Below are 18,687 nucleotides of genomic sequence, written 5' to 3' on the forward strand. Positions count from 1 at the left end.
TTCACATGACACGTATTTCTTTATTCATCACACTTGTTTGTGTTTTGAAGAGCTATTTTTTTATAAAAAAGGCTTCTTTGCCCTTCTATCATATTTTACTCTCTATAAAATGGTAACATAAAACTACTCTTATCTACCATTTTATACGGAGAAAAATTTTTTAGACATGCTATTCGGGCTTTTCTTATGTTTTTATAGAATAAACTCTTTAGTTTTCCGAATTTTTCGACAGACTAAACAAAAATGAAAGTTGGTTACACCCATAGAGGTGTGCAACCAACTTCATAATTAAAATTTAATTATGCTTTATTAGAAGAACCGAATTCTCTCATTTTCCCGATAACTGTTTCTTTAATCGCGTCACGAGCTGGCCCTAAGTATTTACGTGGATCATATTCATTTGGCTTCTCAGCTAACACTTCACGAACACGCTTCGCAGAAGAAATTTGATTCTCCGTGTTAACATTGATTTTTGCAGTTCCAAGAGAAATTGCTTTTTGGATATCATGCGTTGGGATACCAGTACCACCGTGAAGCACTAGAGGTACTCCAGTAAGGTTTGCTACTTCTTCCATACGGTCAAAGCCTAAGTTTGGCTCTCCTTTATATGGACCGTGTACTGAACCTAAAGCAGGTGCAAAGCAATCTACTCCAGTTTCACGAACTAGCTGGTCACATTCAGAAGGAATTGCGTATGCAGCATCTGCATCGTCAACTACTAAATCATCTTCTTGTCCACCAATTCTACCTAATTCTGCTTCAACAGAAACTCCAAGTGTATGTGCAACAGCAACTACTTGCTTCGTAAGTGCAATGTTTTCTTCAAGTGGATGGTGAGATCCATCAATCATAACGGATGTGAATCCTGCATGAATAGCTTCCACACACTTTTCAAAACTTGAACCATGGTCTAAGTGAATGGCAACTGGTACAGTAATTTCATAGTCAGCCATTAATGCTTCAACAATACTAACTACTGTTAAAAATCCACCCATGTAACGAGCAGCACCTTCGGAAACCCCAAGGATAACTGGAGATTGCTCTTCTTCTGCTGCTAGTAGGATCGCTTGAGTGAACTCAAGATTGTTTAAGTTAAATTGACCTACTGCATAACCACCTGCTTTTGCATCTTCTAGCATTTCTTTCATTGATACTAAAGGCATTCGATAATCCTCCTTTGATTCACGTGCTAAATTAGTCTTCCAAAACGAATGGCTTTACGTACAAACAGTACTACTGATAATATTCTCTTACGAAATAAAAATTATCCTTCAAACTGATATGTAGTTTTGACATGAAAAAAGCCATGAACCTTATTAGGACATAGCTCATGCCATTCACTAGGTTGACTCACTAAACCATTATAGCATATCGGCAAAAAATTTCATTTGAAATTGTTAAAAACTGTTGACAATTTTTATATTTTTATTTCACATTTTCGCGAGCTTCCAAGTATTTTCTCACTTCATCACGAACTTCATCAATGTCAAATGGCTTTGCAAAATGCGTTAAAGCGCCTAATTGCATCGCCTCATTAATCATTTCTAATTCCCCGTAAGCAGTCATCATAATTACGTCAGATTTTACATCCATCTTTTTAATTTCTCTCAATATTTCTAGTCCATCCATACCTGGAATCTTCATGTCTAGTAGAATAAGCTCCGGCTCTTCTTCCTCAACGATCTTTAGCGCTTGTTTGCCATTTGAAGCTTGCATCGTTTTATAGCCGTCCTTTTCAAAAACTTCGTTTAAGAGGACTCGTATTCCAAATTGATCATCTACAATTAAAAGCTTCTTTTTCACGACTCTACCTCCTATGTAATTAAAAACGCTCTTTGTTATCGAAATAAATATTCTATCTCCTAAATGTTTTTCCTTCTCTCATTGTACAGGAAATTTGGAATTTATCAGTATATTTTTTTGTCGAATAGTAGGTTTTACGTCACTTTTTTTAGCGTGTCGAAATTTTTTATATTTATTTCGTGAAAAACACTATTATTCACGCTTTATCTACAATGTTTGTTCGTGGAAACGGGATAATTTCGACATGATTCATCCTTGGAGCAGAAAAGTTGTAAAATAGTCATACTACTTTGTTCGACTTCTTTTTGAAGGGAGTTGATGGCAATCTGGTTAGATGAGGATTTGGGGCATTATGCAAGTAGGGTATTCTACGATGTGATTGGTTGGTGCCGTTGGTGGGCAATTAGGGTTTTTGGTAATGTGATTGGCTTAGTAGTCTTGCGCATGGGTGCGTGGCGGTGGGCGGTGTTGCGCATTGGGCCTTCAGCTATGGTTTTCTTGACTCAAGGGGAGATGGGGGCTCATCTTACCTTCAGACTTCGGTTTTCTTGCTCAAGGGCAGATGGCAGCTTCCCATCTTACCTTCACACTCTTCCCTCTCTGCTCAAGGTCAGATGGCACACTCCCCATCTGACCTCCTCCAGCTAAGTCAACCTACTCCTCTATTTTTCTCAAGGCGTAATTGTTTTCTCCAAATAGCTCTTTTGCTGCTTCATTTTCATTCACTACCATCCAAAGCCCTTGACCTTCCTTAAAATAGTAAGTCAAGTCTTCGTTCACCGGTACTGGGTACAAGTTTAACGTTTCTCCATCTACTGTTACCGTTTCTTCAGTGCGATTCTCGTCATACTCAAAAAATACTTCTTCAATTGCTTCACCGTTTTCCAATAAAAACGTGATGAGACCTTCCCAATCCTCCGCTGCTACAAATTGCTCTGCGGCAACCTCATGTTCGCTGTCAAAGGTGCTTCGAACAGCAGTTACTTTTGTCCCGTCATCGTTTACTTCATACAGTCTGTATTGGATAACTGCATGGGCTTGGTGACCAAATCCTAAAATATAATCTGAAGCTTCACTAAAATAAAAGTCTTTTGCTTCACTCATGTAGCTTTGGTGCTCTAGGTCATAGTTTGTAAAGACAGCATATTTATCTAGCGGATCTATATTTGTTTCTGGCTGTTCTTCTCTATCTCCAGATTCTATGACCTCACCCTCTTCCTCTGTCCCATACATGATATCTGTAATGTCTAGTAATTCTTCCATGGAGAGTGATTCAGAGGTTAGCGAATAATAGACATTTCCGTCTTGCCATTCCATAATAATGGATGCGTTCATTTCTGTTGTATAAAAGGTTCTATCCTTGTATTCCGTTTTCGTGACATCTATTTCATCCTCAAACATTTGATCCATAGTAAACAGTTCCTCATCTGAATGATGAGCGACATAAGTCAAAGCCACTTCATCCGCTGCATCGACGTAATCTATTTGAAAGATTTCTCGTCCTGTTCCGCGATTTCCCATAACAACAATCGTTTCTGCCGTGAGATTCATTGGGCTCTCTCCAGGGTGATGTAATGCATGTGCTATTTCAGCTAACGCTTCTTCAATATTTGAATAGTAGTTTGTGTACGATTGGCCAGCTAAATACTCCATGAATACGTAGTTTAAATCTTCATCATATTGGTAGAGGGTCCCTTCATCTACAATATTTACGACAGTGCCCCCTTCTTCCGTTTCGTTCGAAAACGATAATCGAAGTGTATCGCCACTTTCTAATAAAAGCTCCACGTCGTAACCGTCGAACGAATTAACCTCAACCGCTTCTCTTTTTCCGTTCAAGTCATCTTTTAGTTTCGCTAACGTATCCGTATCGTCTACGACTATATAATCTTGGATGATTTCGTTTCCGTCCGCACCATGAATGGTTGCCCATAAGTTATTCCCTACACGCGCTTCACGAATGTCACTTTCAATAAACACTTCTTCTTGTTCGTCTGCAGGTAACGGTGTACCGAACCAATGATCTCCAAACCACTGATAGCTAAGTATAAATCCAATAAATAACACAGACACGAATGCTATTGGAATCCCTAGCTTTTTTCCTAGCATGCGCGAGCGTTCCGGTTTTTCCCGTTTATACAATTGTGCCTTCGCTTGATGATAGGATGTCATTCTTGCAGATTCCTCCCTTGGTAATTCTTTTAGCTCCTTTAGTTGATCATCTAATTGTCTCATGCACATCCACCTCCTCTTTCATATGCAGGCGAAGTTTTTCCATAGCCCGATGTGTGACCATTTTCACTTTCCCCTCGGACCACCCTAAAATGTCGGCAGTCTCCTTAATCGATAACTCCTGAATTTTTCTAAGAATGATCACTTCTTTATACTTCTGCTTTAGCATGGAGATTTGCCGGTATAGTTCTCCCACCGCTTCGTTTTTTTCCACCTTCATCTCTACTGTATCTTTTGCGGTAATACTTGTTAGTCTATCAAATGGCCATAAAAACAATGGTTTTTGTTTACGCAAATAATCTATTGTACAGTTCCGTGCGATGCTAATTAACCACGTTGAAAACTGTGATTGTTCTTGAAACTGTTCGCGATTTCGAAACATCTTAACAAATGTTTCTTGTGTTAAATCCTCTGCAATTTGTTTGTCCCCCACCATCAGTAGAATATAAGAATAAATGCGATCACTGTATTTAAAATAAAGCTCATCAAATTCTTCCATTGGCATATTTTCCTCCTTTCTTACCTACTTAGACGAACAGGTTAAAAAAACGTAACGATTTTTTTCTTTTGCACGGTAAACTTGTTAAAATAACGATATCATATTCGACATGAAAGGTAAGATAATTGATGAAAATATTTCAAACACAGCTTCAAGGGTTAATTAGGAAAATAGATGACTATGAAGAATCTTTTGAGGAAGCGACACGTTATATTGCCCAAAGTATGATAAGTGATGGAAAGGTATATATATTTGGCGACATGGAAATGGTGGGAATCATTCCACAAGCACTGAATGGGGTCGACCGCTTACCTGGCTGTTTAGAGGCTTCCGAAACGAGTGTGTTTACGCCATTAGATACCGTTCTTATTTTTTCACCAAATAAAGGGAGTAAAGCTGCTGCTAAAGTGGCTGACAACGCTCGCGGTGCTGGAGGAAATGTGATTGGTGTCTTTTCTGAAACAACCGAAAATGATGGAGATATGCAGATCGACTGGACAAGTCAATGCACTGTTTCCTTTTCAACAAGCATTTCACATGGGCTCATGCCTACTGAATCTGGCGACCGTATTGGCGTCCCACATTTATTAGTAGCGCTACATTTCTATTATGCTTTGTACTTTACTACGATGGAGTTTATGGAAGAATTTGAGGAATAGATAAGAAAGTGGTAGGGCAATTGAACCTAAAAAGAAATGAGAACCGCACTTCGTTGAGGTGAGGGCACTGAAAAAGTACAAAACAAATTTTTTAGCCCCTTTTATTTGTATTGCAATGGCTATGCTCGTCGCTCGCCTGGTAGGAGAAACCCACTCCTATCAGGCTTTTTAACGATAGCGACGGCTACGCACATTGCTTAGGGAGACTGAAAAAGTGAAAGAACATATGGACACTGAAAAAGTACTTATTCTATAATTATCAGTTATTATTATAAGTTACTCTGTATATAGTGAATTGATGATCCTTGCGCAAGCTCGCTTTCCGTGGGCGGCTGGTGAGCCTCCTCGACCTGCGGTCTGTGGGGTCTCACCCCTGCCTTTTTCCCACAGGAGTCTCGCTTGCTCCAGTCTCATCAATTCGTTCTTAAATTATAGATTATGAATATTAATACACGATACAATCATGATTTTTACTTTTTCAGTGGCCACAAAGAACATCACTTTTTCAGTCTCCCTCCTCTTCGTTCCTTTTTCCTTTTTAGTCAGAAATATATCGCTGTCGTTTATTTTGTATACTTTTCTATCCATTTGTCCGTCCACTCTCTCCAATTTTCATTTGGATAGAGATCTTCGAATGTTTTTCCCTCTAATGAGTATGGGGCACCGAATATCGTTTCTTCTGTAACTGGACTGGCGGTCCCACCGATTACCACGTCATCAACGATTAATAAATGGACATGCGTATATCCTAATCCTTTTATCGTACCATTCTCATAATGATCTAAAGGATGGTTATTTATTAAAAAAACTTCCCCATTAATCATTTTTCCAATATATTGTTCTACATCGAGCATTTGTAGCTGCCAAATTTGTATGTGATACGTTTCCAATAAATCACTTTCTGTTAGTATAAAGGGCTCTACCGTCATAATATGCTCTATCATTGTGTAACCTTTTTCTTCTAAGTATTGTTTTGCTATATCGACTCTTTGACTTTCTGCACTCCCTTGACTACACCCCGTTATAAATAAAACAACTATTAAAGAGATCACTCCATATTTAAACAAGCGTACCCCTTCTTTCCTTTTATAAGTTTAGACGCCAAAAGTCATAAAAGGATACAGAGTACAACTGAAGATTGTATGTGGGGAGGGATTTTACATTGAAAACACATATTGTCCGCAACTGTTATGATGACTACAATATACATGTTAAAGGTGGCATCGATTTCCTCTTTTGTTGTTTTTTTAATCTTGTCCTAGCACTTCCCTTGTTACAGTTACTGCATTAAGGTTTTGCCCGATAGCCTGTAATATCGCACCTATTGTTCCGATAGGCTGTCCTGCTACTTCTAATTCTCTTAATTCATATATACCTGCGATCGATTCTAAGCCTGCACCTATCCCTTGGATGGCGTTCCCGAGTGCATAAGTATCTTCACCAGCTTCATAGTCTGAAATCGCACTCATAAAAGAACCCAGTGACTGCAAACCATCCCCGAGACTTTCTAACAGAATATTGTCATCTCCGTTTTCTTCGTCAATATGTTGTAAATAAGCTGCAATGGAGGAGGTGGCAGCCCCTGCATTATCTATCCAGCTACCACTAAACCCTAATTCATCATCATCTGTCGCAGTCAATGAAGCGATTGACCCGCCAATTGCCTGTAATCCTTCCCCTATCGTTACTAATAGATCGTTCATTTCATTAACATTAGCTAACTCTCTAACCTCCGCGATAGCAGAAATAATCGTACCAACCGCATCTATCCAATTACCGGCGACTACTCTTGCATCAGGCATCCTCCTCACTCCTAACCTGTCTAATTGTTATTATCATATTCTTAACGATTGGACAGGTATAGGAAAGTATCTTGAAAACGCAGAAAATGCACTAGTTTCCTGCATGACTATGATGTATTTGAATAATAGAATTACTAAAATGAGATAACAGCATGTATTAACCTATTTTTATAAGAACTTATTTTCAGTTATTACAAAAACAACTTATAAAAATAAAACTAGCCCAATTAGCTAAATTAATTGGACTAGTTATTATCAGTATTTATATTTTCTATACAGAAATGGTACTACTGAATAGCTTCTTTATTACTTACTTTGTACCTCAACACTTGCACGAATGAATTCGCGGAACAAAGGTTGTGGGCGTGTTGGTCGTGAAACAAATTCTGGGTGGAATTGTGACGCCACAAAGAATGGGTGGTCTTTAATTTCCACGATTTCTACTAAGCGACCGTCTGGGCTTGTCCCAGAAAATACAAATCCTGCTTTTTCCATTTGCTCACGGTATTCATTATTAAATTCATAGCGGTGACGGTGTCGCTCATAAACAACCTCATCTTTATATGCTTTGTATGCAGCTGTATTTTCCTGAAGTTTACACGGATAAAGTCCAAGGCGAAGCGTCCCACCGAAATCCTCAACATCCTTCTGTTCTGGAAGCAAATCAATGACAGGGTATTTTGTTTCTGGGTTTAGCTCCGATGAGTTTGCACCTTCAAGGCCTAGTACATTACGTGCATACTCGATCGATGCTAACTGCATTCCTAGACAAATCCCTAACATTGGTACTTTATTTACACGTGCATATTCGATTGCAGCGATTTTCCCTTCAATACCACGATCACCGAAGCCACCAGGAATTAATATTCCGTCTGCACCAGATAAAAGCTCTGTTACATTGTCCTTCGTTACGTCCTCTGAATGAACCCAATCGATTTCTATATCTGAATCAAAATGATATCCGGCGTGTCTTAGTGCTTCCGCTACAGATAAATAAGCGTCCTGAAGCGCTACATATTTACCAACTAACGCGATTTTTACTTTACCAGAAAGGTTTTTGACTTTATGCACAAGTCCATTCCATTCTGTCATGTCTGCATCTTGGCAAGTTAAGCTTAAAAACTTACATACGTAATCATCGAGGTGCTGTTTTTGTAATTCTAACGGCACTTCGTATAAAGTTTCAGCGTCTCGCGCTTCAATTACTGCCTCTTTTTCAATATCACAGAAAAGAGCAATTTTATCCTTCATGTCTTCTGGCACTGGTCGCTCTGTACGAACAACGATGACATTAGGCTGAATACCTAAGCTACGAAGCTCTTTTACACTATGCTGTGTCGGCTTCGATTTCATTTCACCTGCCGCCGCTAAATAAGGAATTAAAGTACAATGTATGTACATGACATTGCCCGCACCTACATCACTTTTAATTTGGCGAATAGCTTCAAGAAATGGCAAACTTTCAATATCACCAACAGTACCACCGATTTCAGTAATAACGACATCAGGGTTGCCATGCTTTGCCGCGCGGAATACGCGATCTTTAATTTCATTCGTAATGTGAGGGATAACTTGTACTGTTCCGCCTAAGTAATCACCACGGCGCTCCTTTTTCAACACAGACGAATATATTTTTCCTGTTGTAACGTTACTAAATTGGCCTAGATTGATATCAATGAAACGTTCATAGTGCCCTAAGTCTAAATCTGTCTCAGCACCATCATCCGTAACAAATACTTCTCCATGTTGATACGGACTCATCGTACCTGGATCCACGTTAATATATGGATCAAACTTTTGAATCGTAACTGTTAATCCTCTGTTTTTTAACAATCGCCCTAATGAAGCTGCCGTGATCCCTTTTCCTAAAGAGGATACGACACCACCTGTTACGAAAATATACTTCGTTGCCATGTTAGTTCCCTCGCTTTATCAATTTTTCAATATAAAAAAATAAAAAAGTTCAACTATAATTTTATACTCTTTTGTATAGTGGAATTAAAATTCCTATTTCATGCATTGTTATGTCCACTATAAAAAAGTTTTTCCGTTTGGAGACATTTTTGTATTTCGTACATAAAATAAAAAAACAACAGACACCACCCCAATATAAGAGGGGGACTGTTGTTAATATTTTGTAAATATTTCATTAAAAAATTGTGGAGCCCAAAAATGATTCTATCTACATCTGATAAAAAAGTCAAGACCGATTATAGAACGTCTTCATCCTCATCTGTCTCTTCTAAATCTTCATCAAATTCATCAATATCTTCATCTTCGTCATCATCTTCATCAAAATCTTCATCTTCTTCATTTGCTAACTCATCTAACTCATCTTCAAGGTCTTCAAACTCATCGAAGTCATCCTCATCTTCAAACAAGTCATCTTCTTCCTCTTCCTTGCGTTTCTTTTTGCGAGTCTTGTTAGCTTGAGAAAGTTCTTCCTCTGTTTGGTCAAATGGGTACCATGAGCGTAGACCCCAACGGTTTTCCCCTATGTTGACAAAACGACCATCCATTGACATTTCAGCATAAAGGTGTGCAATACGGCTGTTCTTTAAGTCTTCAGACATCCCTTTCGCTTCTGCTATTTGATTCAGAATGGAATGGTAGTCAACAGGATTTTTTGACTCTTGTAAAATCTCATTTGCAAGCTCTAGCATTGCAATTTCTTTAAGTTGCGCCTCACTGTATTGTTTGATGCTCACAACTGGCACTTCCTTTCAACGATATTCTATAAAAGTGGTTAGGATTCATTATGTATGCCTTGAAAGTCTTATACAAAAACACATTGTCCCCGACCGCTTTTTCACTACACCGATTACATTAAATCATACCTTTCATTATAAACATATCTCATATAAATATGCCAGTACATTCCATTATTTCTATGAAAAGTTTTTTCACTATATAGAGTAAACAATAAATCCTCGATTCAAACCTTACTTTTTTTGTTGTTTTTGATATTCTCATTTTCGGATCGGTTTTAATCGCACTCGTATGATCGGCGGGGATTGGCGGTGCTCCCTCTATTATATAATTATGCTTTAAGAGGGTTCTATCAACACTTTACATGTTGCTTCATCTTGCTATATGCTCATATAGCTGTTCTATCGGCACTTTATCTCTTCCTTCATCTTGCTATATGCTCTTATAGCTGTTCTATCGGCACTTTATCTCTTCCTGCATCTCGTTATATGCTCATAAAGCCCCTCTATCGGCACTTTACCTATTGCTTCATCTCTCTATATGATCATAAACCCTTTCTATCGGTACTTTGATAGTTCACTCTGCTTTTTATTTGCTCAGAGAGCAGCAACTATATCAACTAAACAACTGACAATATCAAAGTCCACCAGCGCTAAATCATAGTCAAATAAAAAAGTACAGAGCAACTTTTTCAATGCCTTTTATTTGTATTGCAGTCGCTCTCCTGATAGGAGAAACTCACTCCTATCAGGCTTTTTAGCTATTGCGACGGCACACACATTGCTTAGGGACACTGAAAAAGTGAAAAACTTGCTGTTTCGTTGCATTAATATTCAATATACCTCGTTATAGGGAAGGTTGATGAGACCGGAGCAAGCGAGGTAACTGTCTCTTCCTCTACAAGCATATGCGTTGGAGCGTGTCCGTCGAGACAACTCGAAGCATTATCGACGAAGCAACGCTCGTTCCTGTGGGGTCGAAGGCAGGGGTGAGACCCCGCAGACCGCAGGTCGAGGAGGCTCACCAGCCGCCCACGGAAAGCGAGTTTGCACAGGTCTCATCAACTTCTATATTCAAACAACCTTATATTTATTAGTATACCCTTTGAATTTAAGTACTTTTTCAGTGACCTCAAAGAACATCACTTTTTCAGCGGCCTGGAAATCAGCCTTCTTTCAATGCGCTCAAAAAACAAATTCATAATAACTATAAATTTCTTCGGTATTGTCCTCCTACTTCATACAACGCGCCTGTTATTTGTCCGAGGCTTGCGACGCGTACTGTTTTCATTAGTTCTGCAAATAAGTTTTCTCCGCGCAGTGCTACGTCCTTTAATTGCATGAGTGCTTCCTCCGCCTCGTCTTTGTGTGTCTCTTGGAACTTTTTAAGACGAGTAATTTGCTCATCCTTTTCCTCTTTCGAAGCACGAGCAAGCTCCATTTCAAACTCATCCTCTGACGGCGGACTCGGGTTTATATACGTATTCACTCCGATAATTGGCAAATCCCCGTTATGCTTTAAAGTCTCATAAAGCAACGACTCTTCTTGAATTTTCCCTCTTTGGTATTGGGTCTCCATGGCACCTAATACACCACCACGATCGTTCATACGCTCTAGCTCGCTAAGGACAGCTTCCTCTACTAAATCGGTCAACTCCTCGATAATAAACGAGCCTTGCATTGAATTTTCATTTTTCGCGAGACCGAGTTCCTTCGTAATTATCAATTGAATGGCCATCGCTCGTCGAACACTTTCTTCTGTTGGTGTAGTCACTGCTTCATCGTACGCATTCGTATGGAGTGAATTACAATTATCGTAAATTGCTAATAGCGCCTGCAGCGTTGTTCTTATATCGTTAAAGTCGACTTCCATCGCATGAAGGGAGCGTCCCGACGTTTGAATGTGATACTTTAATTTTTGACTTCTTTCGTTTGCACCGTATTTTTCACGCATGACGATCGCCCAGATTCTTCTCGCAACACGGCCGATCACCGTATACTCTGCATCTAAGCCATTACTAAAAAAGAAGGAAAGATTCGGTGCGAAATCGTCGATATCCATGCCTCGGCTTAAGTAATATTCCACATACGTAAAGCCATTTGCTAACGTAAACGCTAGCTGACTAATAGGATTTGCACCAGCCTCTGCAATATGATATCCGCTAATTGATACAGAATAATAATTACGTACCCGATGATCGATAAAGTATTGCTGGACATCGCCCATCAACCGTAAAGCAAATTCAGTGGAAAAAATACACGTGTTTTGCCCTTGATCCTCCTTTAAAATATCAGCTTGAACAGTTCCACGTACTACTGATAATGTTTCTGCTTTAATCGCTTCATACTCTTTTTCTTGTGGGCTCCTGCCCTCCTGCTTCCGAAAGACTTCTACACGCTGATCGATTGCTGTGTTCATGAACATCGCTAATATGATCGGTGCCGGACCGTTAATCGTCATCGAAACGGATGTAGATGGTGCACAAAGATCGAAGCCTTCAAACAATAATTTCATATCATCAAGCGTACAAATGCTTACACCACTTTCTCCTACTTTCCCATAGATGTCCGGTCGTACACCTGGATCTTCACCGTACAATGTGACTGAATCGAAAGCGGTGCTTAGTCGCTTCGCCTCGTCATCCTTACATAAATAATGAAACCGTCGATTCGTCCGCTTCGGGCCACCTTCCCCTGCAAATTGCCTTTTCGGATCCTCGCCTTTTCGCTTAAACGGAAACACTCCTGCAGTAAACGGGAATTCTCCAGGGACATTTTCTTTGCGAACCCACCTTACGATTTCCCCGTAATCTTCAAACTTCGGCAAGCTTACCTTAGGAATATTGAGACCCGATAAGCTTTTCGTTTTCAACTCTGTTACTATTTCCTTGTTTCGTATTTTCGTTACGAACGTATCTTGTTCATATGCAATCCTCTTTTTTTCCCATCCTTCAAGCGTTTCCCTCGTTTCTCGTTGCAGCTTTCCGCTTACACCTTCTCGTAATTTTTCAAGCTGGGAAGACAGAGCCACTTCCATCTGCCCGGATTGCTGTACCTCATCAATCGCACCTTCCAATTGAAAAATACGACGTGCTTTCTTCGTTTCTTCCTCCGTTTCCTGATGGTAGCTTCGGACCGTTTGCGTAATTTCCCTTAAATAATGAATTTGTTCAGCAGGAATAATAACCTTTTTCAGCGAGATCATATCTTCTTTTCCTAATGTCGTAGCCCAATCGACACCACCTTTTTCCCTGAGTACATTTACTAACGCATAAAATAGCCGGTTCGTGCCTGCATCATTAAACTGGCTTGCGATCGTACCATAAACCGGCATGCTTTCTGGCGCCTCTTCAAAAAGGAGGTGTGCTCGTTGGTATTGCTTCCTCACTTCTCTCTGTGCATCCTCAGAGCCTTTCCGATCAAATTTATTAATTGCAATGATATCCGCAAAATCAATCATATCAATCTTTTCTAGCTGTGAGGGTGCTCCGAATTCACTCGTCATCACATACATGGATACATCTGCAACATCGGTAATTGCAGCATCTCCTTGACCAATTCCGCTCGTTTCTACAATAATGAGGTCGTACTTGGCCCGCTTCACGACACGAATTGCTTCCTCTATTGCCTTCGAAAGCTCCTGGCGACTATCTCGTGTTGCTAACGAGCGCATAAACACCCTTGGAGAATGGATCGCATTCATGCGAATTCTATCTCCTAATAATGCTCCGCCTGTTTTCTTTTTTGTCGGATCGACAGAAAGAATCGCTACTGTTTTCTCCGGAAAAGCCGTTAAAAAGCGGCGCACAAGCTCATCTGTTAAAGAGCTTTTCCCCGCTCCGCCTGTACCAGTAATTCCTAATACAGGTGAAGCTTGTAACGATTGCTTCAAGACAAGTTTTTCAAAAAGCGCACTCGATTTTTCATCAACCTCTTCATCAAAAGCACGCTTTTCGGCGATCGTAATCAATCTCGCTATCGCACTCATTTGTTGCGAATCGATTTGCTCCTCGCTCATATTCGCTCCATCTCGAAGGGGAAAGTCGCATGCCTTAAGGATGTCATCGATCATCCCTTGGAGGCCAAACCTTCTCCCATCCTCAGGAGAAAAAATTCTCCGAATACCATACTCATGCAGCTCTTTTATTTCTGACGGAATAATGACACCACCGCCGCCGCCAAAAATCTGTACGTGCGCTGCGCCGCGCTCATGCAATAGATCGTATAAGTATTTAAAATACTCGATATGTCCACCTTGATACGAGGAAATCGCCACCCCTTGCACGTCCTCTTGAATAGCAGCTTGTACAACTTCATTTACCGAACGATTATGCCCTAAATGAATCACTTCTGCGCCTGAAGCCTGCAGCATTCTTCTCATAATATTGATCGATGCATCGTGACCGTCAAATAAGCTAGAAGCAGTGACGATACGTATTGGATTTTGCGGTTTATACTTCATCCTCACACCCCCTAATCATCGTTACTTTTGATTTTTCCTGTTGCACGTTTCCCCTGTTTTCTTCCACTCGTCATACAGCGTCTTTGCTAGTTTATAAGGATTAATAGATGGCTCCTTTTGAACCGCACGTTCCACGATTGGCTTTATCTCGTTTTTGAAGTGCGCCTTTAACCGTCGGAACACCTCCTGCATTTGCTGCTCATGCATTCTTTCTTGCAGATGGCCTGACTCACTTAACAGTTGAAAGTGTTTAGCAAACGCTGAGATTACCTTTTTCATTCCGACAACATGAGTACGTGTAGAAACAGTCTCAATAATTGGTGGCACCCATGAAGCTTCTACCTTTGTTAAATGATTCAGCTCCTCTAGCTCTCCCCTCAGCTGTTCAACACCAAGTAAGTCCGCTTTATTTATTAGAAAAATATCGGCAATTTCCATCACACCAGCTTTAAACGCCTGAATAATATCCCCAGTCGAAGGTGCTACTACGAGAGCGACAGTATGTACCATTTGCATAATATCAAGCTCTGATTGCCCTACTCCTACTGTTTCGACGACGATGATATCAAATGGCGCAGCATCGAGAACTCGAAGCACATCGTAACAAGCCTCTGACAATCCCCCTAAGCTCCCACGCGTCCCCATGCTCCTCATATAAACACCGTCATCTCCTTCATGATCCTGTAACCGGACACGATCGCCTAAAAGCGCACCGCCCGAAAAAGGACTAGTCGGATCAACAGCGATGACCGCCACCTTTTTCCCAACCGCTCGCCACTCTTTTACGAGCACATTGACGAGCGTACTTTTCCCTGCACCAGGCGCCCCCGTTATCCCGACGATGTGTGCACGTCCGCCATGAGAAAAAAGCTGTTCCAACAACAATTCATGCTGTGGCATACGATCCTCAATTAAAGAGATTGCCTTTGCAATCGCACGCGTTTCTCCAGCCAAAATACCATTTATTAAATGCTGTACGTCTTTGTCGCTCGTACCCATGTACATACGCCCTCACTTTAATAGCATTTTCGAAATGACTAACCTTTGAATCTCATTAGTCCCTTCATAGATTTGCGTGATCTTAGCATCTCGCATATACCGCTCTACTGGATACTCCTTCGTATAGCCATATCCACCAAACACTTGGACAGCTTCCGTCGTCACCTCCATCGCTGAATCACCCGCAAACAGCTTCGACATCGCCGACTCCTTCCCATAAGAAAGCCCCTCACTTTCCCGCCATGCCGCTTGATAAGTAAGCAGTCTAGACGCCTCCACCTTCGTCGCCATTTCAGCGATTTTAAACGAGATCGCCTGCTGCGCTCCGATTGGCTTACCGAACTGCTTTCGTTCCTTAGCGTATTCAATCGACGCATCCAACGCCCCTTGCGCAATGCCAACAGCTTGAGCTGCGATACCATTTCGCCCCCCGTCAAGCGTCATCATCGCAATTTTAAAGCCTTCCCCCTCTTTCCCTAATAAGTTCTCCTTCGGCACACGACAGCCATCAAAAATAATTTCTAACGTTGGTGAAGAACGAATACCGAGCTTACTCTCCTTTTTCCCCATCGAAAAACCAGGCATCCCCTTCTCCACAATGAACGCCGAGCATCCTTTATGCTTCGACTCAGGATCTGTCAACGCAAACACAACATAAATTTCCGCTTCTCCCGCATTCGTAATAAAAATCTTCGACCCATCTAAAACATAATCACTTCCGTCCCTCTTCGCCGTCGTTCTCATCCCAGCAGCATCACTACCAGAACCCGACTCCGTCAAACCATACGCACCAAGCTTACGCCCCTCAGCTAACGGCCGAAGAAACCTTTCCTTCTGCTCCTCCGTACCAAACTTATAAATCGGCCACCCCGCAAGCGAAATATGCGCCGACAACGTCACCCCAATTGAAGCATCGACACGCGACAGCTCCTCTACCGCAATCACATAACTAACATAATCAGCACCAATCCCACCATACTTCTCAGGCCACGGAATCCCAGTCAACCCAAGCTCTCCCATCTGATCAAAAATAGCACGATCAAATCGCTCATGCTCATCCCGCTCCGCCGCTGAAGGCCCAACTTCCTTCTCTGAAAAATCACGTACCATCTTCCTAATCATTTCCTGTTCCTCTGTTAGCTGAAAGTTCATCTCCACTCCGCCTCCCTTGTCTTTTTTATTTCTGAAAGTAGTTATTGTGATAGATCGATTTTCTTTGCTGCTAAATGTACTCGCTTCTATGCTTTGATTTACAATCTATTTATCTCGTAGCTGGAGTAGCTGTTTGCTTATGACGATTCGTTGTATTTCATTCGTTCCTTCGTAAATTTGGGTTACCTTTGCATCGCGGAAAAAACGCTCCACTGGATACGCCTCTGTATAGCCGTAGCCACCGAATACTTGTATCGCCTCTGTCGCAGCCTCCATTGCAATCGTAGAAGCATACGATTTTGACATCGACACTTCCTTTTCACATGGCTTACGATGTTCGTGTAAATAGGCAGCACGATAAGTAAGAAGCTTCGCTGCTTCTACTTTCGTGGCCATGTCTGCTAGCTTTAAAGCAATCGCTTGCTGGGACCCAATCGTTTTCCCAAACTGCTTTCTTTCTTTTGCATAGTTAGTCGCTTGTTCAAGGGCCGCTTCTGCTATGCCAAGTGCTTGTGCAGCAATGCCGATTCTCCCAACATTTAAATTCGCTAATGCAATTTTAAAGCCTTCTCCCTCTTCGCCAAGTCTATTTTCTGCCGGTACGATAGCGTCATCGAAATGAATTGGCATCGTGTTAGAGCCGTGCAATCCCATTTTTTTCTCCTTCGTACCTATGAAAAGGCCGGGTGTATTTTTTTCAACGATAAATGCGGTTACCCCTTTACTTCCGAGATTCGGGTTTGTTTTTGCAAAAACGATATACGTATCGGCAACCCCGGCATTTGTAATAAACACTTTCTCCCCATTTAAAATATATTGATCGCCTTTTTTCACAGCCCGTGTTTTAATATTCGCTGCGTCACTTCCTGCACTAGGTTCGGTAAGTGCGAAAGCGCCAAGAAATTCACCAGTGGCCAGCTTATTTACGAAGCGTTCTTTTTGTTTTTCCGTTCCAAAGGATACAATCGGGTTCGTTCCAACTGATGTGTGCACCGATAAAATAACCCCTACGGTTGCACTGACTTTTGCTAATTCATGAATGGCAACGATATAAGAGCGGAAGTCCATGCCACTACCACCGAGCTCTTCTGGAATAGGTATTCCCATGAGACCTAGCTGCCCCATTTCCTTCACAATCGCTACTGGAAACTCATCGTATTTTTCCATTCTCGGAACTGCCTTTGCGACTTTCTCTTTTGCAAATTGACTGACCATGCTTTTCACCATTTGTTGCTGCTCAGTAAAATGAAGATTCATGCTGTCCACCTCGCTCGTTTTTACAAGCTATGCTTCATACGTATAAAATCCTCTTCCGGATTTTTTTCCAAGCCAACCTGCCTTCACGTATTTCCTTAACAGTGGACACGGGCGATATTTATCGTCGCCAAATCCTTCATGCAGTGTTTCCATAATATAAAGGCACGTGTCTAGTCCGATGAAGTCAGCTAATGTGAGTGGTCCCATTGGATGATTCATCCCTAGTTTCATTACTTCATCGACGTTTTCAGGTGTCGATACCCCTTCATAAACGGTAAATATTGCTTCGTTAATCATCGGCATTAAAATCCGATTGGCTACAAATCCAGGATAATCGTTCACTTCGACGGCCGTTTTCTTTAAAGACTTTGCCATTGCTTTCACTGCATGAAGTGTTTCATCTGATGTCGCTAGACCTTTAATGACTTCAATAAGCTTCATAATTGGGACTGGGTTCATAAAATGCATACCAATGACTTTATCCGGGCGCTTCGTTTCTGCGGCGATTTCTGTAATCGGTAATGAGGATGTGTTCGTTGCTAAAATGACGTGTTCTGGCGCCCTGCGATCTAGGTGGGAAAACAATGTTTTTTTCGTTTCTAGTTTTTCTGTTGCCGCTTCAATAACCATATCTACGTGCTCGACGTTTCCGAGTTGAGTAGACATTTGAATAAGGCGAAGGATACGCTCTACATCGGCATCAGAAAGGCGCTCCTTTTTCACTTGACGATGAAGGTCTGTTCTTATTGACGATATCCCTTTTTCAACGATATCCTCCTGTAAGTCGTGTAATATGACTTCATAACCGTTTCGTGCGCAAATTTGTGCGATGCCTGCTCCCATTTGTCCTGCGCCAACTACCATCACTCTTTTTATTTCCATGATCTCAGCTCCTCTTTTGGTGAGGCACTGAAAAAGTACTTATTCTATCATTATCAGTTGTTATTATAAGTTACTCTGTATATAGTGAATTGATGATCCCTGCACAAGCTCGCTTTCCGTGGGCGGCTGGTGAGCCTCCTCGACCTGCGGTCTGTGGGGTCTCACCCCTGCCTTTGTTCCCACAGGAGTCTCGCTTGCTCCAGGCTCATCAATTCGTTCTTAAATTATGGCT

General features: G+C 41.3%; 14 protein-coding genes. 1 reads left to right on the forward strand and 13 read right to left on the reverse strand.

Features of this window, described 5'->3' with window-relative positions:
- Window positions 1-299: 299 nt before the first annotated feature.
- From BCELL_RS20240 to BCELL_RS20260, 4 genes are all read right to left on the reverse strand, one after another.
- On the reverse strand, window positions 300-1,163 hold the full coding sequence (locus BCELL_RS20240) for a class II fructose-bisphosphate aldolase (protein WP_013490657.1): 864 nt from the start codon (window positions 1,161-1,163) through the stop codon (window positions 300-302).
- Between the two features lie 262 nt (window positions 1,164-1,425).
- Window positions 1,426-1,803, reverse strand: coding sequence for a response regulator (locus BCELL_RS20245; RefSeq protein WP_013490658.1), 378 nt, complete (start codon window positions 1,801-1,803; stop codon window positions 1,426-1,428).
- A gap of 654 nt (window positions 1,804-2,457) precedes the next feature.
- Window positions 2,458-4,038 carry a DUF4367 domain-containing protein gene (locus BCELL_RS20255; RefSeq protein WP_013490659.1) on the reverse strand — a complete coding sequence of 527 codons (1,581 nt, stop codon included), beginning with the start codon at window positions 4,036-4,038 and terminating at the stop codon, window positions 2,458-2,460.
- A complete protein-coding gene (locus BCELL_RS20260) occupies window positions 4,022-4,540 on the reverse strand; it encodes an RNA polymerase sigma factor (protein WP_013490660.1) in 519 nt (172 codons plus the stop codon). Before BCELL_RS20260 ends, BCELL_RS20255 begins: the two co-directional genes overlap by 17 nt.
- 122 nt (window positions 4,541-4,662) lie before the next feature.
- Here BCELL_RS20260 and BCELL_RS20265 point away from each other — a divergent pair, with 122 nt between their 5' ends.
- Window positions 4,663-5,193, forward strand: coding sequence for a DUF2529 family protein (locus BCELL_RS20265; protein ID WP_013490661.1), 531 nt, complete (start codon window positions 4,663-4,665; stop codon window positions 5,191-5,193).
- 563 nt (window positions 5,194-5,756) lie between these two features.
- Here BCELL_RS20265 and BCELL_RS20270 read toward each other — a convergent pair.
- From BCELL_RS20270 to BCELL_RS20310, 9 genes are all read right to left on the reverse strand, one after another.
- Entirely contained in the window at window positions 5,757-6,260 is a 504-nt protein-coding gene (locus BCELL_RS20270) for a hypothetical protein (protein WP_013490662.1), read from the reverse strand.
- Between the two features lie 180 nt (window positions 6,261-6,440).
- Complete coding sequence (locus BCELL_RS20275; RefSeq protein WP_013490663.1) at window positions 6,441-6,995, reverse strand: DUF6944 family repetitive protein; 555 nt, start codon at window positions 6,993-6,995, stop codon at window positions 6,441-6,443.
- Between the two features lie 306 nt (window positions 6,996-7,301).
- Complete coding sequence (locus BCELL_RS20280; protein WP_013490664.1) at window positions 7,302-8,909, reverse strand: CTP synthase; 1,608 nt, start codon at window positions 8,907-8,909, stop codon at window positions 7,302-7,304.
- A gap of 296 nt (window positions 8,910-9,205) precedes the next feature.
- Window positions 9,206-9,703, reverse strand: a complete 498-nt coding sequence (gene rpoE / locus BCELL_RS20285) for a DNA-directed RNA polymerase subunit delta (RefSeq protein WP_013490665.1) — start codon at window positions 9,701-9,703, stop codon at window positions 9,206-9,208.
- A 1,207-nt stretch (window positions 9,704-10,910) separates the two neighbouring features.
- Complete coding sequence (gene icmF, locus BCELL_RS20290) at window positions 10,911-14,165, reverse strand: fused isobutyryl-CoA mutase/GTPase IcmF (protein WP_013490666.1); 3,255 nt, start codon at window positions 14,163-14,165, stop codon at window positions 10,911-10,913.
- Window positions 14,166-14,186: 21 nt separating this feature from the next.
- Window positions 14,187-15,164 carry a methylmalonyl Co-A mutase-associated GTPase MeaB gene (gene meaB / locus BCELL_RS20295; RefSeq protein ID WP_013490667.1) on the reverse strand — a complete coding sequence of 326 codons (978 nt, stop codon included), beginning with the start codon at window positions 15,162-15,164 and terminating at the stop codon, window positions 14,187-14,189.
- A 12-nt stretch (window positions 15,165-15,176) separates the two neighbouring features.
- Complete coding sequence (locus BCELL_RS20300; protein WP_013490668.1) at window positions 15,177-16,316, reverse strand: acyl-CoA dehydrogenase; 1,140 nt, start codon at window positions 16,314-16,316, stop codon at window positions 15,177-15,179.
- Between the two features lie 105 nt (window positions 16,317-16,421).
- Window positions 16,422-17,573 carry an acyl-CoA dehydrogenase gene (locus BCELL_RS20305; protein WP_013490669.1) on the reverse strand — a complete coding sequence of 384 codons (1,152 nt, stop codon included), beginning with the start codon at window positions 17,571-17,573 and terminating at the stop codon, window positions 16,422-16,424.
- Window positions 17,574-17,600: 27 nt separating this feature from the next.
- Window positions 17,601-18,455 (reverse strand): 3-hydroxybutyryl-CoA dehydrogenase, encoded by an 855-nt coding sequence (locus BCELL_RS20310; RefSeq protein ID WP_013490670.1) that lies wholly within the window; start codon window positions 18,453-18,455, stop codon window positions 17,601-17,603.
- Window positions 18,456-18,687 lie beyond the last annotated feature (232 nt).

Source organism: Evansella cellulosilytica DSM 2522, from assembly GCF_000177235.2.
Lineage (GTDB): Bacteria > Bacillota > Bacilli > Bacillales > Salisediminibacteriaceae > Evansella > Evansella cellulosilytica.